The 25,517-nt window shown below is 70.5% G+C and carries 24 protein-coding genes; 16 read left to right on the top strand and 8 right to left on the bottom strand.

Going from position 1 to position 25,517, the window contains the following annotated elements; genetic code table 11:
* Nucleotides 1-17: 17 nt before the first annotated feature.
* From ABD191_RS19245 to ABD191_RS19255, 3 genes are read right to left on the bottom strand one after another with little or no spacing between them, the layout of a single operon-like run.
* Complete coding sequence (locus tag ABD191_RS19245) at nucleotides 18-1,076, bottom strand: succinate dehydrogenase/fumarate reductase iron-sulfur subunit (protein ID WP_344083681.1); 1,059 nt, start codon at nucleotides 1,074-1,076, stop codon at nucleotides 18-20.
* The gene (locus ABD191_RS19250) at nucleotides 1,076-3,001 is read right to left on the bottom strand and encodes a fumarate reductase/succinate dehydrogenase flavoprotein subunit (protein ID WP_344083684.1); all 1,926 of its coding nucleotides are present in this window, start codon (nucleotides 2,999-3,001) and stop codon (nucleotides 1,076-1,078) included. Before ABD191_RS19250 ends, ABD191_RS19245 begins: the two co-directional genes overlap by 1 nt.
* A gap of 16 nt (nucleotides 3,002-3,017) precedes the next feature.
* A complete protein-coding gene (locus ABD191_RS19255; protein ID WP_344083687.1) occupies nucleotides 3,018-3,830 on the bottom strand; it encodes a hypothetical protein in 813 nt (270 codons plus the stop codon).
* Nucleotides 3,831-4,180: 350 nt separating this feature from the next.
* Between ABD191_RS19255 and ABD191_RS19260 the strand changes: the two genes are divergently transcribed.
* From ABD191_RS19260 to ABD191_RS19285, 6 genes are all read left to right on the top strand, one after another.
* Nucleotides 4,181-4,963 carry an HAD-IIA family hydrolase gene (locus ABD191_RS19260; protein WP_344083690.1) on the top strand — a complete coding sequence of 261 codons (783 nt, stop codon included), beginning with the start codon at nucleotides 4,181-4,183 and terminating at the stop codon, nucleotides 4,961-4,963.
* 253 nt (nucleotides 4,964-5,216) lie between these two features.
* On the top strand, nucleotides 5,217-6,392 hold the full coding sequence (locus ABD191_RS19265) for an ABC transporter permease (protein ID WP_344083693.1): 1,176 nt from the start codon (nucleotides 5,217-5,219) through the stop codon (nucleotides 6,390-6,392).
* 80 nt (nucleotides 6,393-6,472) lie between these two features.
* Complete coding sequence (locus ABD191_RS19270; RefSeq protein ID WP_344083696.1) at nucleotides 6,473-8,221, top strand: ABC transporter substrate-binding protein; 1,749 nt, start codon at nucleotides 6,473-6,475, stop codon at nucleotides 8,219-8,221.
* A gap of 93 nt (nucleotides 8,222-8,314) precedes the next feature.
* Nucleotides 8,315-9,307, top strand: a complete 993-nt coding sequence (locus ABD191_RS19275; protein WP_344083699.1) for an ABC transporter permease — start codon at nucleotides 8,315-8,317, stop codon at nucleotides 9,305-9,307.
* A 1-nt stretch (nucleotide 9,308) separates the two neighbouring features.
* Nucleotides 9,309-10,370, top strand: coding sequence for an ABC transporter ATP-binding protein (locus ABD191_RS19280; protein ID WP_344083702.1), 1,062 nt, complete (start codon nucleotides 9,309-9,311; stop codon nucleotides 10,368-10,370).
* A complete protein-coding gene (locus tag ABD191_RS19285) occupies nucleotides 10,367-11,398 on the top strand; it encodes an ABC transporter ATP-binding protein (RefSeq protein WP_344083705.1) in 1,032 nt (343 codons plus the stop codon). Before ABD191_RS19280 ends, ABD191_RS19285 begins: the two co-directional genes overlap by 4 nt.
* Before the next feature lie 4 nt (nucleotides 11,399-11,402).
* On the opposite strand, the gene ABD191_RS19290 is transcribed toward ABD191_RS19285, so the two are convergent.
* On the bottom strand, nucleotides 11,403-13,457 hold the full coding sequence (locus ABD191_RS19290; RefSeq protein WP_344083803.1) for a prolyl oligopeptidase family serine peptidase: 2,055 nt from the start codon (nucleotides 13,455-13,457) through the stop codon (nucleotides 11,403-11,405).
* 127 nt (nucleotides 13,458-13,584) lie between these two features.
* On the opposite strand from ABD191_RS19290, the gene mshB reads away from it, so the two are divergent.
* From mshB to ABD191_RS19310, 4 genes are all read left to right on the top strand, one after another.
* Nucleotides 13,585-14,445 (top strand): N-acetyl-1-D-myo-inositol-2-amino-2-deoxy-alpha-D-glucopyranoside deacetylase, encoded by an 861-nt coding sequence (gene mshB, locus ABD191_RS19295; RefSeq protein WP_425560772.1) that lies wholly within the window; start codon nucleotides 13,585-13,587, stop codon nucleotides 14,443-14,445.
* Complete coding sequence (locus ABD191_RS19300) at nucleotides 14,442-15,071, top strand: DUF6113 family protein (protein ID WP_344083711.1); 630 nt, start codon at nucleotides 14,442-14,444, stop codon at nucleotides 15,069-15,071. The genes mshB and ABD191_RS19300 overlap by 4 nt, the downstream gene beginning before the upstream one ends.
* Nucleotides 15,072-15,397: 326 nt before the next feature.
* The gene (locus ABD191_RS19305) at nucleotides 15,398-17,173 is read left to right on the top strand and encodes a VanW family protein (protein WP_425560773.1); all 1,776 of its coding nucleotides are present in this window, start codon (nucleotides 15,398-15,400) and stop codon (nucleotides 17,171-17,173) included.
* An 87-nt stretch (nucleotides 17,174-17,260) separates the two neighbouring features.
* On the top strand, nucleotides 17,261-17,725 hold the full coding sequence (locus ABD191_RS19310) for a hypothetical protein (protein WP_344083717.1): 465 nt from the start codon (nucleotides 17,261-17,263) through the stop codon (nucleotides 17,723-17,725).
* Here the strand turns inward: ABD191_RS19310 and ABD191_RS19315 are convergent.
* Entirely contained in the window at nucleotides 17,715-18,683 is a 969-nt protein-coding gene (locus ABD191_RS19315; RefSeq protein ID WP_344083720.1) for a GNAT family N-acetyltransferase, read from the bottom strand. The genes ABD191_RS19310 and ABD191_RS19315 overlap by 11 nt on opposite strands.
* Before the next feature lie 96 nt (nucleotides 18,684-18,779).
* On the opposite strand from ABD191_RS19315, the gene fdxA reads away from it, so the two are divergent.
* On the top strand, nucleotides 18,780-19,100 hold the full coding sequence (fdxA, locus tag ABD191_RS19320) for a ferredoxin (RefSeq protein WP_344083723.1): 321 nt from the start codon (nucleotides 18,780-18,782) through the stop codon (nucleotides 19,098-19,100).
* Between the two features lie 8 nt (nucleotides 19,101-19,108).
* Nucleotides 19,109-20,209 carry a succinyldiaminopimelate transaminase gene (gene dapC, locus ABD191_RS19325; RefSeq protein WP_344083726.1) on the top strand — a complete coding sequence of 367 codons (1,101 nt, stop codon included), beginning with the start codon at nucleotides 19,109-19,111 and terminating at the stop codon, nucleotides 20,207-20,209.
* Between the two features lie 3 nt (nucleotides 20,210-20,212).
* Here dapC and ABD191_RS19330 read toward each other — a convergent pair whose 3' ends face one another.
* The gene (locus ABD191_RS19330; protein WP_344083729.1) at nucleotides 20,213-21,121 is read right to left on the bottom strand and encodes a DapH/DapD/GlmU-related protein; all 909 of its coding nucleotides are present in this window, start codon (nucleotides 21,119-21,121) and stop codon (nucleotides 20,213-20,215) included.
* A 52-nt stretch (nucleotides 21,122-21,173) separates the two neighbouring features.
* Between ABD191_RS19330 and dapE the strand changes: the two genes are divergently transcribed.
* A complete protein-coding gene (dapE, locus tag ABD191_RS19335) occupies nucleotides 21,174-22,253 on the top strand; it encodes a succinyl-diaminopimelate desuccinylase (RefSeq protein ID WP_344083732.1) in 1,080 nt (359 codons plus the stop codon).
* Nucleotides 22,254-22,283: 30 nt separating this feature from the next.
* Here the strand turns inward: dapE and ABD191_RS19340 are convergent, their stop codons facing one another.
* Nucleotides 22,284-22,610, bottom strand: coding sequence for a hypothetical protein (locus ABD191_RS19340; protein ID WP_344083735.1), 327 nt, complete (start codon nucleotides 22,608-22,610; stop codon nucleotides 22,284-22,286).
* Nucleotides 22,611-22,797: 187 nt separating this feature from the next.
* Between ABD191_RS19340 and ABD191_RS19345 the strand changes: the two genes are divergently transcribed.
* From ABD191_RS19345 to ABD191_RS19355, 3 genes are read left to right on the top strand one after another with little or no spacing between them, the layout of a single operon-like run.
* The gene (locus tag ABD191_RS19345) at nucleotides 22,798-23,667 is read left to right on the top strand and encodes an LOG family protein (protein ID WP_344083738.1); all 870 of its coding nucleotides are present in this window, start codon (nucleotides 22,798-22,800) and stop codon (nucleotides 23,665-23,667) included.
* Nucleotides 23,668-24,210 (top strand): LOG family protein, encoded by a 543-nt coding sequence (locus ABD191_RS19350; RefSeq protein WP_344083741.1) that lies wholly within the window; start codon nucleotides 23,668-23,670, stop codon nucleotides 24,208-24,210.
* A gap of 10 nt (nucleotides 24,211-24,220) precedes the next feature.
* Nucleotides 24,221-24,559, top strand: coding sequence for a nuclear transport factor 2 family protein (locus tag ABD191_RS19355; RefSeq protein ID WP_344083744.1), 339 nt, complete (start codon nucleotides 24,221-24,223; stop codon nucleotides 24,557-24,559).
* A 37-nt stretch (nucleotides 24,560-24,596) separates the two neighbouring features.
* Here ABD191_RS19355 and folP read toward each other — a convergent pair whose 3' ends face one another.
* A complete protein-coding gene (folP, locus tag ABD191_RS19360) occupies nucleotides 24,597-25,502 on the bottom strand; it encodes a dihydropteroate synthase (RefSeq protein ID WP_344083747.1) in 906 nt (301 codons plus the stop codon).
* Nucleotides 25,503-25,517 lie beyond the last annotated feature (15 nt).

Raw genomic sequence — 25,517 nt, forward strand, 5'->3', positions numbered from 1 at the left:
ACGCCGATCAGTGATTGTCAGCCCTGGACGTCCGGGGTGGCTCCCGTGCCGGGGTGGGGGACCTCGTCGGTGGGCGGGACGCCCTCCGGGTGGTTGTAGCGCAGCGACTTCGGGTCGACGGGGAACTCGATGTCGTCGCCGAACGGGGAAGCCGCGCCGGCCCGGTCGAACGTGATCTCCGTGATCGGCATCCGGCCGTCCTCGCCAACGGCGGCCGCCAACGGCTGGGGCTCGCCGGCGTGGTGGGTCCACGTCGGGGAGGAGTACGTCGCCGTGGTGGGCGCGGTGCCCTCGCCCTCCGGGCGGCGGAAGATCTTGCGGCCGAGGAACACGATCGGGTCGAAGCGGCGGTCGACGACGCGCTCCTTCATCGGGATGATCCCGTTGTCCGTGATCTTGATGTGCTCGGGGCAGACCTCGGTGCAGCACTTCGTGATGTTGCAGAAGCCCAGGCCCTGCTCGTTCTGCGCGTACTCCTTGCGGTCGGTCCGCACGTCGAGCGGGTGCATGTCCAGCTCGGCGGCCCGGATGAAGTACCGGGGGCCCGCGAAGGCCTCCTTGTTCTCCTCGTGGTCACGCACGACGTGGCAGGTGTTCTGGCAGAGGAAGCACTCGATGCACTTGCGGAACTCCTGCGAGCGCTCGACGTCGACCTGCTGCATCCGGTAGTCGCGGCCGGGGACGCCGGGCGGCGGTGCGAACGCCGGGGTCTCACGCGCCTTCTCGTAGTTGAAGGACACGTCCGTGACCAGGTCGCGGATGACCGGGAAGGTGCGCAGCGGGGTGACCGTCACGACCTCGTCGGGCTCGAAGCTGGCCATGCGGGTCATGCAGCCCAGGCGCGGCTTGCCGTTGATCTCCATGGAGCAGGAGCCGCACTTGCCGGCCTTGCAGTTCCAGCGCACGGCCAGGTCCGGGGCCTGGGTGGCCTGCAGGCGGTGGATGATGTCGAGCACCACCTCGCCCTCGTTCACCTCGACCTCGAAGTCCTCCAGCGACCCGCCCTGGGCGTCGCCGCGCCACACCTTGAACTTGCGGACGGTCCCGCGGGTGCTGGCCTTGGTGTGGGCGCCCATCACTGCTCCGCCTTTCCGGTCACGGCGGCCTTGGCCGCGTCGAAGTCGCTCAGTTCGTCGTCCGTGAGGTACTTGCCCATCTCCGGACGCTCGAACAGGGTCAGCAGGTCGTCGCGCATGCGCGGCACCGGCTGGTGGGTGAGGTTCACCTCGTCGCCGTCGAGCGAGCAGACCAGGTTGATGCGGCGCCAGGCCGGGTCCATCTTCGGGAAATCCTCGCGGGTGTGACCGCCGCGCGACTCCTCGCGCTCCAGCGCCGCCTTCGCGGTGCACTCGGACACGACGAGCATGTTGCGCAGGTCCAGGGCGAGGTGCCAGCCGGGGTTGTACTTGCGGCCGCCGGTCGCCTTCACGGACGCCACCCGCCCGCGCAGGTCGACCAGCTTCTTCTGGGCCTCCTCCAGCTCGTGCTTGCGCCGGATGATGCCGACCAGGTCCTGCATGACGGTCTGCAGGTCGTGCCAGACGTCGTACGGGTTCTCGCCGGACTCGCGCTCCAGGGGCGCCAGGGCCGTGGCGACGGCCGCGTCGATGCTGTCCGCGGTCACGCGGGGCTTGGCGGTTCCCAAGGACTCGGCGTACGAGGCGGCGTACTCACCGGCTCGCTTGCCGAAAACCAGCAGGTCGGACAGCGAGTTGCCGCCCAGTCGGTTCGAGCCGTGCATGCCGCCGGAGCACTCGCCCGCGGCGAACAGGCCCTCGACGGTGCCGGCCGCCGCGCCGGTGTCCGGGTCGACCTCGATGCCGCCCATGACGTAGTGGCAGGTCGGCCCGATCTCCATCGGCTCCTTGGTGATGTCGACGTCGGCCAGCTCCTTGAACTGGTGGTGCATCGACGGCAGGCGCTTGTGGATGAACTCGGCGGGGCGGCGCGAGGCGATGTCGAGGTAGACGCCACCGGCGGGGCTGCCGCGACCGGCCTTGATCTCGGCGTTGATGGCGCGGGCCACCTCGTCGCGGGGGAGCAGCTCCGGGGGCCGGCGGTTGTTGTCCGGGTCGGTGTACCAGCGGTCCGCCTCCTCCTCGGTCTCCGCGTACTGCGCGCGGAAGACGTCGGGGACGTAGTCGAACATGAACCGCTTGCCCTCGGAGTTCTTCAGGACGCCGCCGTCGCCGCGCACCGACTCGGTGACGAGGATGCCCTTCACCGACGGCGGCCAGACCATGCCGGTCGGGTGGAACTGCAGGAACTCCATGTTGATGAGCGTGGCGCCGGCCCGCAGGGCCAGGGCGTGGCCGTCGCCGGTGTACTCCCAGGAGTTCGAGGTCACCTTGTACGACTTGCCGACGCCGCCCGTGGCGAGCACGATCGCGGGCGCCTCGAAGAGCACGAAGTCGCCGGACTCGCGGTAGTAGCCGAACGCGCCCGCGATGCGGCCGTCGTTGACGATCAGCTCGGTGATCGTGCACTCGGCGAAGACCCGGATGCGCGCGTCGTAGTCGCCGAACTCCGCCTTGTCCTCCTGCTGCAACGAGACGATCTTCTGTTGCAGGGTGCGGATCAGTTCCAGACCGGTACGGTCGCCGACGTGGGCCAGGCGTGGGTACTCGTGGCCGCCGAAGTTGCGCTGGGAGATCTTGCCGTCCTTCGTACGGTCGAACAGCGCGCCGTACGTCTCCAGCTCCCAGATGCGGTCCGCCGCCTCCTTGGCGTGCAGTTCGGCCATGCGGAAGTTGTTGAGGAACTTGCCGCCCCGCATGGTGTCGCGGAAGTGGACCATCCAGTTGTCGTTGCTGTTCACGTTGCCCATGGCGGCGGCCGCGCCGCCCTCGGCCATGACCGTGTGGGCCTTGCCGAACAGCGACTTGGAGATGATCGCGACCCGGCGGCCGGCCAGCCGGGCCTCGATGGCCGCGCGTAGGCCGGCGCCGCCGGCGCCGATCACCACCACGTCGAAGGAGTGCTTCTCAATCTGCTGTGTCATGTTGTCGGCCGCGTCCTCAGTTGATGAACCGCAGGTCGTTCCACCAGCCGGCGGAGACGCCCATCACGTAGAAGTCGGTGATCGCCAGCGTGGCCAGCGTGATCCAGGCGAGCTGCATGTGCTTGGCGTTCAGTCGGGAGACGAACGTCCACATGCGATAGCGCACCGGGTGCTTGGAGAAGTGCTTGAGCCGCCCACCGATGATGTGCCGGCAGGAGTGGCACGAGATCGTGTACGCCCACAGCAGGACCACGTTGGCGACCAGCACGAGGTTGCCCAGGCCGAAGCCGAAGCCGTCCGTCCCGTGGAACGAGATGATGGCGTCCCACGTGTTGAGCAGGGAGATCAGGAAGGCGGCGTAGAACGCGTACCGGTGGGCGTTCTGGAAGATGAGCGGGAATCGGGTCTCGCCCGAGTAGGTCTTGTGCCCGTCCGGCACGGCGCACGCCGGCGGCGACATCCAGAAGCTGCGGTAGTAGGCCCGCCGGTAGTAGTAGCAGGTGAGCCGGAACAGCAGCAGGAACGGCAGGCTCAGCGCGGCGTACGGGATGAGCGGATTGTCCGGCAGGAACGTGCCGAACTCGGCGGCCCTCGGGTCGCAGCCGTTGGAGATGCACGGGGAGTAGAACGGCGTCAGGTAATGAAAGCCGGGCCCGTCGAGGAAGTACCACTTCTGCATGAAGACCCGGACGGTGGCGTACGCCACCCAGGCCGTCAGGCCAATGACCGTGAGCAGGGGCGCGAGCCACCACCGGTCCGTGCGCAACGTCCGCGCGCTGATCTGGGCGCGCGGCCTGGCCCCCACAGGGCGCGTTGCCGTCGTCGTCATCTTTTAGTTTTCTCCCTGTGCGGGCGCCGCGGCCGCTTGTGCAGCGGTCGCCGGGCGGCTCACCAAGCACGGCGGCTTGCCATTCACGACAATGGCCGGCATGACCACGTTTACGCACACGTTACGCCGGGTGAACCGGGCAACCTGCGCAGGGGAGTGTGGCGCGCGGTGGGCCGCGGGCGAAAGCCTTCACGTCACACTGGACGCAAAGTGTGCAGAACTTCACTCACGTTGGTGCGGCCACGGCGGGGGTGACCAGGCGGCTAAGATCCCTGCGTGAGCGAGCGTCAGCGAGCGAACCATCAGCCCAGGAACACACGGCGACGCCGGAGCGAAGCGGAGGCGGCGGCGTGAGCGAGCGCAAGCCCATTGAGTCCTGGCTGACCGATATGGACGGAGTCCTGGTCCACGAGGGCAGCCTGGTGCCGGGTGCGGACGAGTTCATCCGGCGGCTGCGCGACTCCGGCCGGCGCTTCCTCGTGCTCACGAACAACTCGATCTACACGCCGCGGGACCTGCGGGCCCGCCTCAAGTACTCCGGCATCGAGCTCCCGGAGGACTCCATCTGGACCTCCGCGCTCGCGACCGCGCAGTTCCTGAGCAACCAGCGGCCGGAGGGGTCGGCGTACGTCATCGGTGAGGTGGGGCTCACGACCGCGCTCCACGAGGCGGGCTACACGCTCACGGACACCGACCCGGACTACGTGGTGCTGGGGGAGACCCGCACCTACTCCTTCGAGGCGATCACGAAGATGATTCGGCTGATCGCCGGCGGGTCGCGGTTCATCTGCACCAATCCGGACCCCATCGGCCCGTCGCTGGAGGGCGCGCTGCCCGCCGCCGGCTCCGTCGCCGCACTCGTCACAAAGGCGACCGGCGTCGAGCCGTACTTCGTGGGCAAGCCCAACCCGGTGATGATGCGCGAGGGCCTCAACAAGATCGAGGCCCACTCCGAGACGACCGCCATGATCGGTGACCGGATGGACACGGACGTGCTGTGCGGGATCGAGGCCGGGCTGCAGACCTTCCTGGTGCTGACCGGCGTCATGCGGGCCGACGAGGTCGACCGGTATCCGTACCGTCCGTCCAAGGTCGTCGCGTCCATCGCCGACCTCATCTCTTACATCGACTGACAACCTCATGCGGTCATTCGGTCATCTCGGATAAAGACCCCCATTCGAGTACGGGGAATCCCTGTATCCGTTCTTCGTGTCTGGTTTCCGGCCCGCCGTCGCCGTACCTTGCCCAGAAGGCTCCTGTCATCGAACCGAGGCGCTCGGGCACTTACCTGCAGGTAGGTACGCGTGTGCCCCATGGCGTAAGGCCCCTGAGCGACGTCTCGACCGTGATCCGCTTTACATCGCGTTTACGCAGCTCAGCCAGCACGTGATCGAGCTGTTACCGGAACGATGCGTAGGAGTGTTTCCCAACACGCGGTACGCCTATACCGTCTCCGTAAGACGTGGGCTGTATCGAGTCGGCGTCCGAAGGGAGCTGCACGGGATGAGCGAGACCACCACGAGTGGCGATCGGCTCGTCGGTTCAGCCGACGGTGACGTCGAGCTGGCAGTGGGCGGGGGGGACTCCGAAGGGACGAAGCGTCCCAAGGAGTACATCGGCCGTTCCCCGAACCAGCTCGCCTGGGCGCGGTTGAAGCGCGACCGCACCGGCATGATCAGCGGAATCATCGTGCTGATGTTCGGCGTCGTCGCGATCGCCGCGCCGCTCATCGAGTGGATCTACGGTCTCGGGCCCAACACGAGCAACTCCAACCTGCTCGACCGCACCGGCCTGCCGCTGGGCTACCTGGGCGGCATCGACTTCACCACGAACAACGCCGACGGGCATATCCACATCCTCGGCGTGGAGCCCCAGACGGGCCGCGACATCTTCATCCGCCTGGTGTACGGCGCCCGCACCTCATTGGTCATCGCGGTGAGCGCGTCCATCCTCTCCGTGACGATCGGCTCGATCATCGGCGTGATGGCGGGCTACTTCGGCGGCTGGATCGACTCGATCCTCAACTGGGTCATCGACTTCATGCTCGCGTTCCCGTTCATCCTCTTCTCGATCGCCGCGATCCCGGTCATCAACACGTGGATCGGCGACGAGATCGGCGACGTGTCGCCGACGAAACGCATCATCACCATCATCATCATCTTCTCGGTGTTCGGCTGGCTCTACACCGCCCGCCTCGTCCGCGGCCAGGTGCTCTCCATGCGCGAGCGGGAGTACGTCGAGGCCGCGCGGGCGGCCGGCGCGAGCGGTTGGCACATCATGTTCCGGCAGATCATGCCGAACCTGTGGGCTCCGATCCTGGTCACCTTCTCGCTGAGCCTCCCCGCCACGGTGACTGCCGAGGCGGCGCTGTCTTTCCTCAACATTGGCGTGATCGAACCGACGCCCGACTGGGGCCGCATGATCAACGCAAGCGTCCCGTGGCTGCAGGCCGATCCGATGTACACGTTCATTCCTGGCTTTGCGATCTGGGTACTGGTGCTCACTTTCAACCTCTTCGGGGACTCCTTGCGCGATGCGCTCGACCCGAAGTCGGCGAAGTAGGGCACCACGCAATAGAGGCACCCGCGCCGGGCGGACACAAGCCGGTCGGGACGGGTAACAAAGGGAGAAGGAGAATCGCTGTGCGACACCCCGTTCGGGCGCTGATTATCAGTGCCCTAGTCGTTGGCCTAGCGGCCACCGGCTGTGACAAGAACACCGGTACCACCGGTACGGGCAACGAGCCTGAGAAGGCGCAGTCCGACATCGTTGTCGACTACAAGGGCGAGACCCCGACCCCGGCCGCCCCGGTCGAGGGCGCCACGCCCGGCGGCAAGCTCACCATCATGCAGGAGGGTGACTTCGAGCACCTCTCCCCGCAGCAGATCTACGTCTCGAACGCGCTCGCGTACGCCAACCTGTTCCACCGTCAGCTGACGGGCTACATCGAGGACGCCAAGGGCGGCCCGCTGAAGCTGGTCGGCGACCTGGCGACCAACGCCGGTGAGACCACCGACGAGGGCAAGACCTGGAAGTACACGCTGCGCGACGGCGTGAAGTTCGAGGATGGCACCCCCATCACCTCGAAGGACGTCGCCTACGGCATCGCGATCGCGTTCTCCACGTACGGCGTGCAGGGCCCGCAGTACCTGCAGGCCGCGCTCGACCCCCAGGGCACCTACAAGGGTCCGTTCGACAGCAAGGGTGCCGAGATCCCCGGCGTCACCACCCCGGACGACAAGACCATCGTCTTCACGTTCGACCGGCCCCACGCCGAGCTGCCCTACCTGGTGTCGTACCCGACGGCCACGCCGATCCAGGAGTCGAAGTTCACCAAGGAGAAGTACGAGACCGCGTTCCAGTCGACCGGCCCGTACAAGATCAAGGAATACAAGCGCGACGCTTACCTTGACCTGGAGAAGAACACGAACTGGGACCCGAAGTCGGACCCGATCCGCAACCAGTACGTGGACACGGTGCACTTCGAGTTCACGGTCGACGGCGAGAGCGAGACCAACCGGATCATCGCCAGCCAGGGTGACGACGCCGCGGCGATCATGACGGGTAACGTCGTGCCGCAGAAGATCGCCGAGGTCAAGGCTGACCCCGAGATCATGAAGCGGACCCTGTCGGCCGCCACGCCGTTCGTGCGCTACCTCTACATCAACACCCAGCGCGTGACTGACGTGTCGGTGCGCCAGGCGCTGAACTACGCGTTCGACCGTGACGCCTACATCAAGGCGATCGGTGGCTACGACATCGCCGAGCCGGCCAGCACCACGCTCGCCCCGGTCGTGCCGGGCTACAAGAAGTTCGACGAGTACCCGGGCGCGGGCGGCGGCACCAACGGTGACGTCGCGAAGGCCCAGGAGCTCATCAAGGGCAAGACGGTGCCGAAGCTGAAGTTCTGCTTCGGTAACACCCCGGTGAACCAGACGGTCATGGCGGTCGTGCAGACCGGCCTCGCCCGCGCCGGCTTCACCTTCTCGTCCGCGCCGATCGACCCGGCCGCGTTCTACACCACCGTCGGTGACAAGACCACCGACTGCGACCTGATCGCGGGTGGCTGGGCGCAGGACTTCCCGGACGGTGACGCCACCCTGGGTGTCCTCTTCGACGGCACCAAGATCGTCGACAAGGGCAACAACAACCTGGGTTACTTCAACGACCCGGCCATCACCGCCAAGATCGGCGAGCTCCGTACCCTGGCCGACCGCTCCGCGGCCGCCGCCCAGTACGGCGACCTGGACCAGCAGATCATGAAGGCCGCGCCGGTCATCCCGCTGCGCTACGACCGGTTCTTCTCGATGCACGGCACCAAGGTCGGCGGCACGTTCGCCAGCCCGCTGTGGGCCCAGTTCAACATCACCGGCATCTACGTGAAGTCCTGACGTAGGTACCGCGTTACGGGCGGCCGGCTCCGGCCGGCCGCCCGTAGCACAATCGCCGGCCGGAAGGCCGGCCGGCAACGGTGGAAGGTCCAGATGCTTAGGTTCGCGGTACGGCGTGTACTCCTCGCGGTCCTCACCCTCTTCGCCATCTCGGTGGCGGCGTTCTCGCTGTTCTTCCTCGGTCCCGCCGACCCGGCGGCGACCATGTGCGGCAGCAAGCTGTGCGACCCGGCGACCCACGCCCGGATCACCCATGACCTCGGCCTGGACCAACCGGCGATCAACCAGTACGCCGCCTACATGCGGGGCGTCTTCGTCGGCCGGACGATCGGGTCGGGCGAGACCGCCATCGACTGCCCGGCGCCCTGTCTGGGCGTTTCCTTCCGTACCCGGGAGCCGGTGACGCAGATCCTCGCCCGCGCCTTCCCCGTCACCATCAGCATCGTGCTCGGCGCGGCCGTCGTGTACCTCGTCGTCGGCGTCGGGCTGGGCATGCTGTCGGCGATCCGGCGCGGGTCGTTCATCGACCGCACGGCGGTGGGCTTCTCGCTCAGCTTCGCCTCGATGCAGATCTACTTCCTCGGCCTGTTGCTGGCCTACCTGCTGGTCTGGAAGACCGGGCTGTTACCCCGCCCGCAATACATCAGTCCGACCGAGAGCATCACGGGGTGGATGGGTGGCATGCTGCTGCCCTGGATCACGCTTGGTCTGATCAACTCCGCCATCTACGCCCGGCTGGCCAGGGCGCAGATGCTGGAGACCCTCTCCGAGGACTTCATCCGCACCGCCCGCGCCAAGGGCCTGCCGATCAAGCGGGTCTACCTCAAGCACGCGTTCCGCGCGGCGGTCACGCCGTTGGTCACCATCGCGGGCCTCGACCTGGGCACCCAGCTCGGCGGCGTGGTGATCACGGAGACCACCTTCACGATGCAGGGTGCCGGCCGGACGGCCGTGCTCGCCGTCTTCCAGCAGAACCTTCCGATCATCATGGCGACGGTCCTGCTGGCCGCGGTCATCATCGTGATGATGAACGTCATCGTGGACATGCTCTACGCGGTTATCGATCCACGGGTGAGGTTGAGCTGACATGGCGCCGCAGACCACCACTACCGACCCGTACCTGCAGGTCAAGGACCTGCGGGTGAGCTTCCCGACCGAGGACGGCGTCGTGCGTGCCGTCGACGGGGTCTCCTTCTCCGTCGCGCGCGGGCGCACACTCGGCATCGTCGGCGAGTCCGGCTCGGGCAAGAGTGTGACCAGCCTGTCCATCATGGGCCTGCACAACCGCAAGCGGACCAAGGTCGAGGGGCAGATCCTGCTCGGCGGCGAGGACCTGCTGGCCCTCAACGACGAGCAGGTGCGTCGCCGCCGTGGCCGCGACATGGCCATGATCTTCCAGGACCCGCTGTCCGCGCTGCACCCCTTCTACACGGTGGGTCATCAGATCGTGGAGGCCTACCGGGTCCACCACAAAGTATCCAAGGCGCAGGCCAAGAAGCGGGCCATCGAGATACTCGACCGCGTCGGCATCCCGAAGCCGGACAAGCGCTTCGACCAGTACGCGCACGAGTTCTCCGGCGGCATGCGGCAGCGTGCGATGATCGCGATGTCGCTGATCAACGACCCGGACCTGCTCATCGCGGACGAGCCCACCACGGCGCTGGACGTCACGGTCCAGGCGCAGATCCTCGACCTGCTGGAGGACCTGCAGCGCGAGTTCAACTCCGCGATCATCATCATCACGCACGACCTCGGCGTGGTGAGCCAGGTCGCCGACGAGGTGCTGGTCATGTACGCCGGCCGGGTCGCCGAGTTCGGCACCGCCGAGCAGGTGCTGCGCGGCCCGCAGCACCCGTACACCTGGGGTCTGCTCTCCAGCGTGCCGTCGCTGCACGGCAACGCCGAGGAGGACCTGCTGCCCATCAAGGGCAACCCGCCCAGCCTCATCAACGTGCCGCCGGGCTGTCCCTTCAACCCGCGCTGCCGCTACGCGATGCTCGACCCGGGCCCCTGCGACACCGAGGTGCCGCAGCTGCTGCCGCTCGCGCTCAGCAACGAGCCGGGGCACACGGTCGCCTGCCACCTGCCCGAGCGGCAGCGCAAGGAGACGTACGAGAACGACATCGCCTCGGTGGGAGTGGCACGATGAGCGACCTGATCATTCCGCAGCAGGCCACGGCCGCCCGCCGGGCGACCGGCGAGCCGCTGCTGCGCGTGGAGAACCTCACCAAGCACTTTCCGGTGCGCGGCGGGCTCTTCGGCGCCAAGCAGTACGTACGCGCGGTTGACGGGCTCAGCTTCGAGGTGGCCCCCGGCGAGAGCCTCGGTCTCGTGGGCGAGTCCGGCTGCGGCAAGACGACCACCGGGCGGCTGCTCGTCCGGCTGCTCGAACCCACCAGCGGCACGATCACGTTCGAGGGCAAGGACATCTCGCACCTGGGCCGGGGCGCGTTGCGCCCGCTGCGCCAGGACATGCAGATCATCTTCCAGGACCCGTACTCGTCGCTGAACCCCCGGCACACGGTCGGCCGCATCGTGGCCATGCCGATGACCGTCAACGGCATCAAGCCGCCGGGCGGCGTGAAGAAGCGCGTCCAGGAGCTGCTGGAGCTCGTCGGCCTCAACCCTGAGCACTACAACCGGTACCCGCACGAGTTCTCCGGCGGCCAGCGCCAGCGCATCGGCATCGCCCGCGCGCTCGCCCTCAAGCCGAAGATCATCATCGCGGACGAGCCGGTGTCGGCGCTCGACGTCTCGATCCAGGCCCAGGTCATCAACCTGCTGCGCGACCTGCAGCGGGAGCTGAACCTGGCGTTCGTGTTCATCGCCCACGACCTGGCCGTGGTGCGCCACTTCTGCGAGCGCATCGCCGTCATGTACCTCGGCAAGATCGTCGAGGTGGGTACGCGCGACGAGATCTACGAGCGGCCGGCGCACCCGTACACGCGGGCGCTGCTGTCCGCCGTGCCGGACGTGACCAAGCTCGGCGCCGCCACCGGCCGCATCCGCCTTGAGGGCGACGTGCCCACGCCGATCGACCCGCCGTCCGGCTGCCGGTTCCGTACCCGCTGCTGGAAGGCCCAGGACGTGTGCGCCGAGCAGGAGCCGCCGCTCACGACCAAGGAGAACGGCTCGCTGTCGGCGTGCCACTTCCCGGAGATCGGCGCCGTTCGCTGAGCCGTCACGGCAGGTGTCGCTGGACGAAGTCCAGCTCCAGCCGCAGCGCGGCCGTCCGGGGCGCCCCCGCGAGCGGCAGCACCGCGTGGGGCCGGCCCGCGGCCAGCAGCGCCGCCGACAGCCGCAGCGCGTGCGCCGGCAGCAGCCGGGTATCGGCCAGGTCCGCCACGATGAGCAGCGGCCGTGCCTCGCCCGGGCGTACCGGCGGCTCCGCGGCCGACTCCAGCAGCCCGTGGTGGGCGTACACGTCCGCCGCGTCGGCGGGCAGGCCCAGGTAGCGCTCGGCGTACGCGCTCGGCGACAGCTGCCAGTCGACGATCGGCGTGCCCGCGATCCCGCAGTGGAACACGTCCGGCCGGCGCAGGACCGCCAGCGCCGCCAGCCAGCCGCCGAACCCCCACCCGCGCACCGCGAGCCGGCCCAGATCCAGGTCCGGGTGTTTCTCGGCGAGCGCGTACAGGCCGTCCACCTGGTCGGCGAGCACGACGTCCGCCACCCGCCGGTGCACCACCTTCTCGAACGACGGCGCCACCCCGGGGGTACCCCGGTTGTCGACGACGACCACCGCGAACCCGGCGTCGGCCCACCACTGCCGCACCACCCACGCGGCCCGGTCCGCGACCACCTGCTGGCCGCCCGGCGCGCCGTCGATGTCCAGCAGCACGGGCAGGCGGCGGCCCGCCACGTGGGCGCGGGGGTAGAGCACCGCCGCGGGCAGGCGACGGTCGGTGATCCGCTCCAGGGTGGGGCGTGGCGCGGACGGCGGGGCGGCCGCGTGGGAGCGCAGCTCGCCCCGCCGCTCGCCGCCCGCGTAGATCGTCCAGTGGGTGCCCGGGTGGTCCAGCGAGCGGGTGCCGACCACGACCGTGTCGCCGCCGACCGCGCCCGTGTGCCAGCCCGGCGCGGTCGTCAGGCGCTGCACCTCCAGGCCGGTCGAGCCCGTGTGGGCGAGCACCCGGAACAGGTGCTGCTCGGCCGGGTCGGTGTCGCTCCCCTCCACCAGCAGGTCGGCCTCGGCCCGATCGACCACGCCGTCCCGGGTGTGCAGGCGCCCGCAGACCCGGCGCACGTACAGCGACGGCGGGGTGAGCAGGGTGCCGTCCGCGAACAGGCAGCGCGCGTCGTACCCGTCGTGGGCCAGCTCGCCGCCGATGAGCACCCGCCCGTCCGGCAGGTGGCACGGGGTGCCCGGCACGGGGGAGACCCACCGGGGGTCGGCCAGCTCCGCGTGCACCTGGGTCTCGCCGGTGCGCGGGTCGATCGCCAGCACGAGGCCGTGCTGCTGCAGCCGGCGCAGCACCGTGATCAGCGGGCCGCCGGCCTCGGTCCACGACACGGCCACGAGGTAGGGGTACGTCTCGCGGTCCCAGTGCACGTCGACCCAGCCGCCGTCGAGGTCGAGCAGGTGCAGCGTGACCTGCGCGTTCGCCTCGCCGGCCAGGGGCAGGGCCAGCTCCCCGGGCGGCGCCTGCGGGTCGTTCGGGTCGTGCGTGACGAGCTTGCGTACCCGGCTGGTGTCCACCCGCGCGGCCAGCACGTACCGGCCGTCGGGCGACCACCAGTAACCGCGCCGGCGACCGAACTCGCCCGCGACCCGCTCCGCCGAGCCCCAGGTGACCGCGTCGTTGCCGGCCTCCCCGGCGAGCAGCATGTCCTCGCCCCCGGACAGGTCCCGGATGCGCAGCGCACCCGCGACCAGGTAGCCGACGCGTTCGCCGGTCGGGTCGGGCCGGGCGTCGCTGACGGGCCCGTCGGCCGGGTGTTCGGCGACCTCGCCCGTGGTGAGGTCGGCGGTGATCAGCCGCCCGCCCACCGTGAAGGCCGCGAGCCGGCCGGCGGAGTCGGTGGCGTAGTCGTCGATGCCGATGTCGCCCGGCGGCGCGTGGACCAGCCGCTCCGCGCCCGCCGGCACGTCGTACACCCAGAGCTGGTCGACCGGGTCCTGCGTGCCCGCGGAGCGGAGAAAGACGACCCGGTCACCGTCCGCGGAGACGGTCACCGCCCGCGGCGCACCGGCCGAGAATGTCCGGGTACGGGTGGCGAGCTCGGGAAAGTCCATGTGGAGATCGTCGTCCGTGAACTCCCGCCGCGCCACCGTTTCGACGTTCACCGGTCGTATCAGTTTCCGGCGCGGGGGCGCGCGTACAGTGGCTCGGGTGACCGCCGCTCTCCCCGCCCGCCGCATCATGTTCGTCCACGCCCACCCGGACGACGAGACGATCGCGACCGGCGCCACGATGGCGCACTACGCGGCCTCCGGGGCCCTCGTCACCCTCGTCACCTGCACGGCCGGCGAGGAGGGCGAGATCCACGTGCCCTCGCTGGCCGGGCTCGCCGCCGCCGAGGCCGACCAGCTCGGCGGCTACCGCATCGCGGAACTGGCCGCCGCCTGCGCCGCGCTGGGCGTGACCGACCACCGCTTCCTGGGCGGGGCCGGCCGCTACCGCGACTCCGGCATGATGGGGCTGGAGACCAACAAGCACCCCCGGGCGTTCTGGGGCGCCGACCTCGAGGTCGCGGCGCACCAACTGTTGGAGATCATGCGGGAGGTACGCCCGCAGGTCGTCGTGACCTACGACGACAACGGCTTCTACGGGCACCCCGACCACATCCAGGCGCACCGGGTGACCATGCGCGCCGCCGAGCTGGCCGCCGACGAGGGCATCGGCCCCGCCAAGATCTACTGGTCGGCCATGCCACGCAGCGTCATGGAGGCCGGCATGGCCCACTTCGCCGGCAGCTCCGACAACCCGTTCGCGGAGATCGAGCACGTCGACGACCTGCCGTTCGGCACCCCCGACGATCAGATCTCCGCCGAGATCGACGGCACCGACCACGCGGACGCCAAGCTCGCGGCCGTCCGGGCACACGCCACCCAGATCCCGCCCACCTCCTGGCTGTTCTCGATCGCCGGCAACTTCGGCGGCGAGTTCGTCGGCGTGGAGCACTACACGCTGGCAGTGGGGCAGAAGGGCCCCGGCTCCGGCAAGCATGGCTGGGAGAGTGATCTGTTCGCCGGCCTCGACGACCTGGGAGAGCCGGCGTGACGCCCCCGCCCCGCCGGGGCGGCGCCGCGAGGCCCTCGGCCGGGAAGCGCCCGGCCGCGAAGTCCACGCCGGCTGCCGAGCCGCCCGCGCCGGCCGCCGCGCCGCCCACGAAGGCTGAACCGGCCGCGAAGGCTGTGCCGGCCGCGAAGGCCGCTCCGGCCGCGAAGGCCGCTCCGGCCGCGAAGGCCGCGCCGGCCGCGAAGTCGGGCGATTCGCAGCCGCCCGCCACGGAGGAGAAGCTGCCGCCGCCCCGCTGGCTGGTCGGGACGGTGCGCATCGCCGGTACGGCCGTGGCGGTCGCCGCCTCCGTGCTGATGGCGATCGTCGGGGCGTTCCTCACCCCGTTCCGCGTCGGCGGCGTCATCGTGCCCATCGCGCTGGTGATCGCGATCGTGGCGCCGGCCGCCATCATGATGTTCGCCCGGTACGTCGCCGGCGGCGTCCTGCCGGTGATCATGGTCGGTGTGGCCTGGGTGGTGACGACCTTCCCGTTCGCGAACCGGCGGACGGAGGGCGACATCGTGCTGTCCCAGCACTGGGTCGCGGTCCTCTATCTGTTCCTCGGTCCCATCGTGGTCGCCGTGTTCTGTTACCGGGCCCTGATCCCCCCGCGCCGCACGTTCTGACCGCTGGCCCTGGAGCGGGCCGGTGTCGGATCACGACCGGCGATCTTGGGGCCGAAGTCCACCTATGCGTAGGGTTTGCCCCCAAGATCCGCTGAACCGCGGTCATCTCGCCACGTGAGGGTCGCAGCGTCGACTGGTATATGTCTTTTCGGGTGATTTAAGTGCGGCTGAGTATTAGCCATATCGCATCTCGGATCGTCGCCTGGGGATACGGAGAATTGCCGCATACCCTCGTATGAGTTCTGACCCCGGCAGATTGGTGCAAGTCCGTCGTGACCGAGCCGACGTCCCACCGCCAGCTTCCCGAAGGCGCCGACGAGCCCACCATGTCGTTGCCCATCGTGGGCGACCAGCCCACCGTCACGATGCGCGTGATCGACGAGCCGACGCGGGTGGTCCCGGCCGTCGCGCCGCCGGCCCCGCCCGCCGGGCGCAAGCGGCGCCGGATCCTCGGTATGCCCAGGCCGGTCTTTGCCGGCGTCGCCGCGCTCGCCGGGTTGGCCGTCGCCGCCGGCGTCCTGACCGCCGTGGACGTCAAGGACCAGGTGCCGTTGCACACGCGGGTCCTCGGCATCGACATCGGCGGTCGCAGCACCAAGGACGCCGCGATGGCGCTCGCCGCCGGGCTCGGCGACCGGGTGCAGAGCCCGGTGACCGTACGCGTCGGCGACCGCACCACCACGGTCGACCCGCAGCAGGTCAATCTCGCGCTCGACGCCGAGGCGACCGCCGCTGAGGCCGCGAAGGCCGGGCCGAACCCGATCAAGTTGCTCACCGGTCGCGATGTGGAGCCGGTCGTGAGCGTGGACGCCACCAAGCTGGCGGGCGCGGTCGCCGGTACGGTCAAGAAGGCCGGCCACGCGATGACCCTGCCGAAGATCACGTACTCGGGGCTCACGCCCAGGGCGACGTACCCGGTCGCCGGCCAGGGCCTGGACCAGGACGGGGCCGCGGCCGCCCTGTCGGCGGGCTGGCTGCGTCAGGCCGAGATCAGCCTGCCGCTGACGGATGTGTACCCGAAGACCACCGCCGACGAGGTCGACGCCCTGCTCGCGGACCTGGCCCGCCCCGCCGTCGCGGCGCCGGTGACGGTCACCACGAACGATGGCGCGTTCACGGTCAGCCGCCAGGCGATCGCCAGGAGCCTCGAGTTCACCCCCGACAAGACCGGCAAGATCACGCCGACGGTGTCGGAGTCGAAGCTGCGCGCGGCGCTCGGGGACGTACTGGCCGAGGTCGAGGTCGAGCCGCAGGACGCCACCGTGCGCCTCTCCGACGGTACGGTCAGGATCGTGGCCAGCCAGGGCGGCCGGCTGATCGACACGAAGCGGCTCGCGACGGACCTGCTCGGGGTGCTGGGCAGGAGCAGCGGGCGCACCGTCGCCGCCGCCGTCACGGAGGTCGCCGCCAAGACGACCGCGTCCGACCTCGCGGCGCTGGGCATCAAGGAGAAGGTCTCGACCTTCACCACCCACTTCTCCGGTGGCGAGGGCCGCAACCACAACATCATCCAGGTGGCCAAGGAGGTCGACGGCGCCGTGCTCAAGCCGGGCGAGACGTTCTCGCTCAACGGCTACACGGGCGAGCGCTCGTACGCCCAGGGCTACATCGACGCCCCGGTGATCCTCGACGGCAAGCTGGTCAAGGCGGTCGGCGGCGGCATCTCGCAGTTCACCACGACGCTGTTCAACGCCGCGTACTACGCCGGGCTCGAGGACGTGTTCCACAAGCCGCACAGCTACTACATCTCGCGGTACCCGTCCGTGATCGAGTCGACGATCTACTACCCGACGCTGGACATGAAGTTCCGCAACAACACCCCGTACGGGGTGCTCATCGACACGACGACGACAAGCGACTCGGTGACCGTGACGATGTGGAGCACCAAGGTCAACGACAGCGTCACCACGGAGTGGGGCCCCCGCCTGGGCGTGACGCAGCCGCGGACCGTGCACCTCAAGGGCGACGGCTGCGTGCCCACCACGGGCGGCATCGGCTTCGCGCAGGACGCCTGGCGGGTCATCAAGCGCGGCGGCGAGGTCGTGTCCCGGGAGAAGTTCTCCTGGAAGTACGACGCCGAGCCGCACTTCATCTGCGACTGAGTCCGCTGGGTGTGCGCTGCGAAAATGCCGGGAGAAGCCGGCCGGGGCATCGACGGGGCGGTGGCCGTGGGATTACCATCCCGGGCCATGAAGAACCGTTGGGTGCCCATCGGCGTGCTCACCGGCGCGCTGTTTGTCATCAATGCCGCGGCCCGGCTCGTGTCCCGCATGGCCGACATCGCCGATGCCGGCGCGCAGACGAAGCTCGGCCTCATCGCGATCGCCGCCAGCTCCGTGGTCATGATCGGGGCGGCAGCCTGGTGGAGCGTGCGACACCCGGTGGGCCGGGTGGTGGCCGACCTGGGCGCCGCGGGCATCGTGGGCGCGCTGCTCACGTCGCTCGTCGGCCCGTTGGTCGGTGGCGCCGCTCCGTTCGCCAGCGGGCTGGGCTTCTTCCTCGGGCAGGTGCTGCTCTTCCTGGCCATCACCGCGGTCGGCGGGCTGCTCGGCTACCTCGCCGTCGTGGCGCTCGGCCGCGACTGGCGCGGCCGCGGCCTCCAGCGGTACGCGCAGGGCTACTCGTCGCGCCCGCGCCGCGTCGTCAAGGGCTGACGGGCGCCGTCAGCGTCACGTACGGGTGGTGTGTGGTGAAGCCGAGCCGCGCGTAGAGGCTCAGCGCCGCCACGTTCTCCTCGAGTACCTGCAGCGCGGCCCGACGCGCGCCCTGCGCCACGGCCCACTGCGCGAGGGCCCGCGCCACGTGCTGGGCCAGCCCGCGCCGGCGGTGCGCCTCGCTCACCTCCACGAGGGAGAACACGAGCCACTCGCCGTCCGTCGACAGGGCGCCGCGCGCGAGCGCGGCAAGTTCCGTCCCGTCGTACACCTCCGCGAAGCGGACCCCGGCTGCCCCGGTGAGCAGGCGGTGCGCGGCGGCCGGCAGGCTGCCCTTGCGGCCGGCGACGGCCGCCAGCCAGGCCGGCGACGGCGCCGGGTGGAGCGACACGGCCGGCAGGTCGGCCCGGGCGGGTGCCGTGGCCAGCACCGTGTCCAGGGACGCGGTCTGCACGAGGGTGGTCGGCCAGGCCTCCCAGCCGCGGGCCAGCAGTTCGTCCAGGACGGCCCGGCAGACCGGCATCGGCACGCTGATGCCGGGGCGCAGCCCGCGGCCGGCGTACCAGGCCGTCACGCGGTCCACGGCGGCGGCCAGCGGCAGGCCCGGGTCGCCGAGCGGCAGCGCCGAGTTGCCCCGGGCCGTCCAGCCGTCGGCGGCGCGCAGCAGCCAGTCGCCGAGCCGCTCCTGGACCGGTGCCCGCCAGGTGCTCGCCGAGGCCCATTCGACGGCCGCGATCTCGGAGTACTTCGGCGGTCGGGGCGGGATCGGCTTGGCGGCCGCCACCTCCCGGAGGGCGTGCGCGTGCGCGCGGCCGTCCTCCGTACGCACCACGAGGCGCTCGGCGTCGATGGCCACCAGCTCGCCCGTGAGGTCGGTGAAGGCCGGCCGGCCGGTCGGGCCCAGGCCCACCCGCAGCCGGACCACGACCCGGGCGCCCAGGTCGGCGGATGAGATCAACGGTGCCTCCCGGATGTCACGCCCACGCAGACGGATACTAGGCTTGGTCGGGCCGCAGAATCATGCGGCGGGAAGTCGCTGTGGAGAGGAACACCGGTGACCTACATCATCGCCGAGCCGTGCGTCGACGTGCTGGACAAGGCGTGCATCGAGGAGTGCCCGGTCGACTGCATCTACGAGGGCAACCGGATGCTCTACATCCACCCCGACGAGTGCGTCGACTGCGGTGCGTGCGAGCCGGTCTGCCCGGTCGAAGCGATCTTCTACGAGGACGATGTCCCCGAGCAGTGGCGCGACTACACGGGCGCCAACTACGAGTTCTTCGAGGACCTCGGTTCGCCCGGCGGCGCCTCGAAGCTCGGCAAGGTGGACAAGGACGCCTCGTTCGTGGCGAGTCAACCGCCGCGCGAGCACTGACCGGCGCCGTGGCCGCTCGCTCCGCCACGCTGCCCGATTTTCCGTGGGATCTGCTGACGCCCGCCAAGGCGCGGGCGTCGGCACACCCCGACGGCCTGATCGATCTGTCCATCGGCACCCCGGTCGACCCGGTCCCCGCGGTCATCCGTGACGCGCTCGCCGCGGCCTCGGACGCCCCCGGCTACCCGCTCACCGCGGGTACGCCGGCCCTGCGCGCGGCGATCCAGGAGTACGTGACCCGGCGCTGCCGCGCGGACGACAATGTCGCCGTGCTGCCCACGATCGGGTCCAAGGAGCTGGTCGGCTGGCTGCCCACCCTGCTCGGCCTCGGGCCGGGCGACACGGTGGCGATCCCGTCGGTCTGCTACCCCACGTACGAGGTCGGCGCCCGGATGGTCGGGGCGGCCGTGGCGCGCGCCGACACCCCGGCGCAGCTCGCCGCGATCGAGGGCCCGGTCGGGCTCGTCTGGGTCAACTCGCCCGGCAACCCGAACGGCCGCGTGGCGCCCCCGGAGGAGCTCGCCGCGGTCATCGCCTGGGCGCGGGCGCACGGCGCGGTCGTGGCCAGCGACGAGTGCTACCTGGAACTGACCTACCCGGGCGGCGCCGCGCCGGTGTCCGCGCTCGACCCGGTCGTGTGCGGGGGCCCGGTCGAGGGCATCGTCGCGGTGCACTCGCTGTCCAAGCGCTCCAACCTCGCCGGGTACCGGGCCGGGTTCGTCGCCGGCGACCCGGCCATCGTGGGGGAGCTGCTCGCCCTGCGCCGCCACCTCGGCATGATCATGCCCGCCCCCGTCCAGGCCGCCATGATCGCCGCGCTGGGCGACGCCGCCCACGCGGAGGAGCAGCGGCAGCGGTACGCCGCCCGCCGCGAGGTGCTGCGCGCCGCGCTCACGGGCGCCGGGCTGCGCATCGACGATTCGGAGGCCGGCCTCTACCTGTGGGCGACCCGCGACGAGGACTGCTGGACCACCGTGGACTGGCTCGCCGAGCGCGGCATCATCGCCAGCCCCGGGTCCTTCTACGGTCCGGCCGGCGAGCGGCACGTGCGCTTCGCGCTGACGGCGACCGACGAGCGGATCGGGGCCGTCGCCGCGCGCCTGCGGTAGCCGTTACTGGTTGGCGTGCAGGGCGGCGTTCAGCTCGATGCCGGTGCCCTTGCGGGGGCGCACCTCCAGCGCCCCGGTGACCGAGTTGCGCCAGAACAGCAGGCCGCTGGCCCCGGACAGCTCGCGGGCCTTGACGACGCGGCCGTCGGGAAGGGTCAGCTTCGAGCCGGTCGTGATGTAGACGCCGGCCTCCACCACGCAGTCGTCGCCCAGCGAGATGCCGATGCCGGCGTTGGCGCCGATGAGGCAGCGCTCGCCCACGACGATGCGCTCCTTGCCGCCGCCCGACAGGGTGCCCATGATGGACGAACCGCCGCCGACGTCCGAGCCGTCGCCGACGACCACGCCGGCCGAGATGCGCCCCTCCACCATGGAGGTGCCCAGCGTGCCGGCGTTGAAGTTCACGAAGCCCTCGTGCATGACCGTGGTGCCGGCGGCCAGGTGCGCGCCGAGGCGGACCCGGTCGGCGTCGGCGATGCGGACCCCGCTCGGCGCCACGTAGTCGACCATGCGGGGGAACTTGTCGATGCCGTACACCACGAGGCGGCGACCCGCGCGGCGCTCGGCCAGTTGCAGGTCGGAGACGGCCTCGGGCAGGCACGGGCCGGCCGAGGTCCACGCGACGTTGGCGAGCAGGCCGAAGATGCCGTCGAGGTTGACGGTGTGCGGGCGCACGAGGCGCGCTGACAGCAGGTGCAGGCGCAGGTAGACGTCGGACGCGTCCTTGGGCGGGTCGGCCAGCGAGCCGATGACGACCTCGACGGCGTCGGCCGGCTTGGCGGCGTCGGCGGGCGATTCGCCCAGGCCGAAGGAGCCGGTCGGGAACCAGGTGTCGAGCACCTGCCCGGACTCGGTGACGGTGGCGAGGCCGTAGCCCCACGCCGGGCTCTCCGTGAAGTTCTCGGGCTGCACGGCGGTTACGCTACCGGGTCCCGCGGCGCGAGGGCGGGTAGGGTCCATGGTCATGGCTGCCGTGCTGACCCCGGAAATCCTGGCCGATCCGGTCGCGTTGACCCGCGCGCTGGTCGACATCGAATCCGTCTCCGGCGACGAGCAGGAGATCACCGATGCCGTCGAGGCGGCGCTGCTGGCCGCCGGCCGGCTGAGCGTGTCCCGGCTGGGCAACGTCGTCTGCGCGCGCACCGACCTGGGCCGGCCCAGCCGGGTGATCCTGGCCGGGCACCTGGACACCGTGCCCATCGCCGACAACCTGCCGGCCACGATCGCGGGTGACCTCATGTACGGCTGCGGCACCTCCGACATGAAGTCCGGCTCGGCCATCGCGCTGCACCTGGCCGCGACCGTGGCCGAGCCGGCCTTCGACGTCACGTACCTGTTCTACGACTGCGAGGAGGTCGAGTCGGAGCGCAACGGACTGTTCAAGGTCAGCCAGCAGCAGCCCGACTGGCTCGACGGCTCGTTCGCCATCCTGCTCGAACCCACCCACGGGCTGGTCGAGGCCGGCTGCCAGGGAACCATGCGGGTGATCGTGCGTACCCACGGCACCCGGGCGCACGCGGCCCGCTCCTGGCACGGCCACAACGCGATCCACGACGCGGGCGAGGTGCTGCGGCGCCTGTCGGCCTACCAGGCGCGCCAGGTGACGATCGACGGCTGCGCGTACCGGGAGGGCCTCAACGCCGTACGCATCGCGGGCGGGGTCGCCTCCAATGTCATTCCGGACCGGTGCGAGATCGAGGTCAACTTCCGCTTCGCACCCGACCGCGGCGAGGCCGACGCGCTCGCCCACCTCCGCGAGGTCTTTCAGGGGTACGAGCTGGAGGTCACCGACTCGGCGCCCGGCGCCCTGCCGGGTCTCGACCGGCCCGCCGCCCGCCAGTTCCTCGACGTGGTCGGGGAGGCGCCGGTCGCCAAGCTGGGTTGGACGGACGTGTCCCGGTTCGCGGCCATGGGCATCCCGGCGCTGAACTTCGGCCCCGGTGACCCGAACTTCGCCCACAAGCGCGACGAGCATGTCGAGATCCCGAAGATCCGGGCGGGCGCGGAAACGTTGCGTCGCTGGCTCACGACGCCAGCGGACTGACCCGACCGTCCCCGGTGCCGACAGGTCCGGTCAGGGGCAGGCGGGCGGGGGCGGGGTGCTCGCGCGGGGGCGGCGGCGGGCCGCTGTGGGCTTGGCCTCACGCGGGGGCGGCACCTGGGCGTGCGGGCGGCGGCGCTGGCCGCCGAGGGGGCGGGCCACCGCGACCGGCGTCGCGGCGATGGCCGGGGCCGCCTGCGGGGCGGTGCGTGCGGACTCCACAGTGGAGGTGGCAGCGGCCGGAAGTGCCGCCTGGGCCAGTGCCGCGGCGTAGGACACGCCAGCTCGCCGGATCGCGACGAGCTCGCGGATGCGCCGGTGCATCTGGCGCCGCCGTCGGGCGATTTCGTTGCGGGTCACCCGTGACCTCCCCCACTTGCCACCCGGTCGGGGTGGGAATGATTGATCGTGCCGTCGGTGCGGTGTGCTTCGTCCGTTGATCGCCTGCCTTCTCGTCTCGCCGGGAGAAGCTCATCTGTGATGACGTCAGCGTCTCCCGGATCGTTCCCGATTCCAGACAGCGTTGCGCTTTCGTTACGGTGGCGCCATGGCCTTTACAAATAGCGGGAACCGGGCGGACGACGGGCAGCAGACCGCGGCCGGGCCGGAACGGCACCGTGGACCGGTCACCATGCGCCGTGACGCGATGCAGGACACCACCGCTGACCAGTGGCTTCTGGACTCGAAGGGGCGGGCCGACTGGAAGCAGAAGGACGCCTGGCGTGCCCTGCGGATCCTGTCGGAGTTCGTCGAGGGTTTCGACACGCTCGCGGATCTTCCACAGGCCGTGAGCGTCTTCGGATCGGCCCGGTCCAAGCCGGACAGCCCCGAGTGTGTCCTCGCGGAGGAGCTGGGCGGCGCTCTCGCGCGCGCCGGCTACGCGGTGATCACCGGCGGCGGGCCGGGTGTGATGGCGGCGGCGAACCGCGGCGCGGTCGAGGCCGGCGGGCTGTCCGTGGGGCTGGGTATCGAGCTGCCCTTCGAGCAGGGCCTCAACCAGTGGGTCGACCTGGGCATCGACTTCCGGTACTTCTTCGTGCGCAAGACCATGTTCGTCAAGTACGCGCACGCGTTCGTGGTGCTGCCGGGCGGGTTCGGCACGCTGGACGAGATGTTCGAGGCGCTCACCCTCGTGCAGACGGGCAAGGTCACGCGCTTCCCGGTGGTGCTGCTCGGCGCTGCGTACTGGGGTGGTCTTCTCGATTGGATCCGGACGACGATGGTGGCCGAGGGCAAGATCAGCCCGGAGGACCTCGACCTCGTGTGCGTCACCGACAACGTGGACGAGGCCGTGCGGCACATCGTGGAGTCGGACGCGGCGCTGGCGGCGGCCGAGCAGGCGGCGGCGCAGGCGCGGGAGGCCGCGCGGGCCAGCGACGCCGCCTGGCGTGCGGACGCGCAGCGGAGAGAGGTCTGAATGGCGGCGATATGCGTGTTCTGCGGATCCTCGACGGTGTTGGAGCCGCGATGGCTGGAGCTGGCCGCAGCGGTCGGCGCCGAGTTGGCGGGCCGCGGGCACACCCTGGTCTCGGGCGGCGGCCGGGTCGGCATGATGGGCGCGGTGGCGACCGCGGCCCGGGCGGGTGGCGGCCACACGGTCGGCGTGATCCCGCAGTCGCTGGTGGACCTGGAGGTCGCCGACACGTCGGCCGACGAACTCGTGGTCACGGAGGGCATGGCGGCCCGCAAGACCGTCATGATCGACCGGTCGGACGCGTTCCTCGTGTTGCCGGGCGGGCTGGGCACGCTGGATGAGCTTTTTGAGGTGTGGACCCTGGGCATCCTGGGCCTGCACGACAAGCCGATCGTGCTGCTGGACGCGGACGGCTTCTATACCGGTCTGATGGGTTGGCTGGAGGGCGTCGCCCGGGAGCGTTTTATCGGCATCTCAGCCATGAGTCTGCTTCGCGTTGTCTCAACGGTGGATGGCGCACTCGACGTTATCGAGCGGGTCGACTAGCCTCCCGGCCATGGCTGAGCCAGACCTTCGGAGCCTTCTCGAACACCATGTCGAACAGTTCAACGAAGCCGTGCGCACCGGCGACTTCGCCCAGTTCGGCAAGGGCTTCGCGGACGACGCGGTGCTGCGCTTCGACGGGGTGCCGGTCGGGCCGTTCCGGGGTCGCACCGCCATCGTCGACGCGTACGTCACCCAGCCGCCGCTGGACACGATGGCCCTGACCTCGATGGAGGAGATCGGCGGCGACGCCGTGCGGGCCTCGTTCGAGTGGGACGAGGGCGGCACGGGCAACATGTTCCTGCGGTGGGACGGCCCGGCGGTCGTGGAGTTGGTCATCGCGTTCGACTGAGTGGCCCGGCGTAAGTTTCGGATCCGCGACGAAACGCTCACGCTAGGCCACGGCGCGCCACGGCCGGCGGCTGCTCGCCCCGGATCGCGGCCACCATGTCGAGCACCTGGCGGGTCTCGCGGACCTGGTGCGCGCGGAACACCCGCGCCCCCAGCCAGGCGGAGACCGCCGTGGCCGCCAGCGTCCCGGACAGTCGCTCGGCCACGGGCACGTTCAACGACTCGCCGATGAAGTCCTTGTTCGACAGGGCGACCAGCACCGGCCAGCCGGTGGCCACCATGGCGTCGAGGCGGCGGGTCAGCTCCAGCGAGTGCCGGGTGTTCTTGCCGAAGTCGTGCGCGGGGTCGATCAGGATGCCGTCGCGGCGTACCCCGGCATTGACGGCCCTGTCCGCCAGGGCGGTGACCGTCGCGATCACATCGGCCACGACGTCGTCGAAGGCCACCCGGTGGGGCCTCGTGCGCGGGGTGAGACCGCCCGCGTGCGAGCAGACCAGGCCCGCCCCCGTCGCGGCGGCCACCTCCGCCAGCCGGGGGTCGGCCCCGGCCCACGTGTCGTTGAGCAGGTCCGCACCGGCCGCGACGGCCTCGGTGGCCACCTCGGCGCGCCACGTGTCGATCGAGATGATCACCCGGGGGTGCCGGGCGCGCACGGCCGCCACGGTCGAGATCGTGCGGCGCAGCTCCTCCGCGACGTCCACCTCAGTGCCCGGGCCGGCCTTCACCCCGCCGATGTCAATGATGTCGGCGCCCGCCTCGACGGCCGCGTCGACCGCCCGCAGCGCCGCCTCCTCGGCGAAAGTTGCACCCTGGTCGAAGAAGGAGTCCGGGGTACGGTTCACGATCGCCATGACAATGCGCTCGTGCGGGGCGAAGACGCGACCGCCGAGGCGCAGGTCAGCCTGTCCAGTTTGGGGTTCTTGTGGTGCCCGGCTAGCTTGCATGCCGCCAGCGTGCCA

Source organism: Luedemannella helvata, assembly GCF_039528415.1.
In the GTDB taxonomy this organism is placed as follows: Bacteria; Actinomycetota; Actinomycetes; order Mycobacteriales; family Micromonosporaceae; genus Luedemannella; species Luedemannella helvata.

Excerpts from the sequence above, each read along its gene's own strand:
- ABD191_RS19275 (WP_344083699.1), top strand. The coding sequence starts at position 8,315 with ATGCTTAGGTTCGCGGTACGGCGTGTACTCCTCGCGGTCCTCACCCTC.
- ABD191_RS19250 (WP_344083684.1), bottom strand. The coding sequence starts at position 3,001 with ATGACACAGCAGATTGAGAAGCACTCCTTCGACGTGGTGGTGATCGGC.
- ABD191_RS19305 (WP_425560773.1), top strand. The coding sequence starts at position 15,398 with ATGTCGTTGCCCATCGTGGGCGACCAGCCCACCGTCACGATGCGCGTG.
- ABD191_RS19350 (WP_344083741.1), top strand. The coding sequence starts at position 23,668 with ATGGCGGCGATATGCGTGTTCTGCGGATCCTCGACGGTGTTGGAGCCG.
- ABD191_RS19285 (WP_344083705.1), top strand. The coding sequence starts at position 10,367 with ATGAGCGACCTGATCATTCCGCAGCAGGCCACGGCCGCCCGCCGGGCG.
- ABD191_RS19355 (WP_344083744.1), top strand. The coding sequence starts at position 24,221 with ATGGCTGAGCCAGACCTTCGGAGCCTTCTCGAACACCATGTCGAACAG.
- mshB (WP_425560772.1), top strand. The coding sequence starts at position 13,585 with ATGTTCGTCCACGCCCACCCGGACGACGAGACGATCGCGACCGGCGCC.
- ABD191_RS19255 (WP_344083687.1), bottom strand. The coding sequence starts at position 3,830 with ATGACGACGACGGCAACGCGCCCTGTGGGGGCCAGGCCGCGCGCCCAG.
- ABD191_RS19310 (WP_344083717.1), top strand. The coding sequence starts at position 17,261 with ATGAAGAACCGTTGGGTGCCCATCGGCGTGCTCACCGGCGCGCTGTTT.
- folP (WP_344083747.1), bottom strand. The coding sequence starts at position 25,502 with ATGCAAGCTAGCCGGGCACCACAAGAACCCCAAACTGGACAGGCTGAC.
- ABD191_RS19345 (WP_344083738.1), top strand. The coding sequence starts at position 22,798 with ATGGCCTTTACAAATAGCGGGAACCGGGCGGACGACGGGCAGCAGACC.
- dapE (WP_344083732.1), top strand. The coding sequence starts at position 21,174 with ATGGCTGCCGTGCTGACCCCGGAAATCCTGGCCGATCCGGTCGCGTTG.
- ABD191_RS19290 (WP_344083803.1), bottom strand. The coding sequence starts at position 13,457 with ATGGACTTTCCCGAGCTCGCCACCCGTACCCGGACATTCTCGGCCGGT.
- ABD191_RS19245 (WP_344083681.1), bottom strand. The coding sequence starts at position 1,076 with ATGGGCGCCCACACCAAGGCCAGCACCCGCGGGACCGTCCGCAAGTTC.
- ABD191_RS19280 (WP_344083702.1), top strand. The coding sequence starts at position 9,309 with ATGGCGCCGCAGACCACCACTACCGACCCGTACCTGCAGGTCAAGGAC.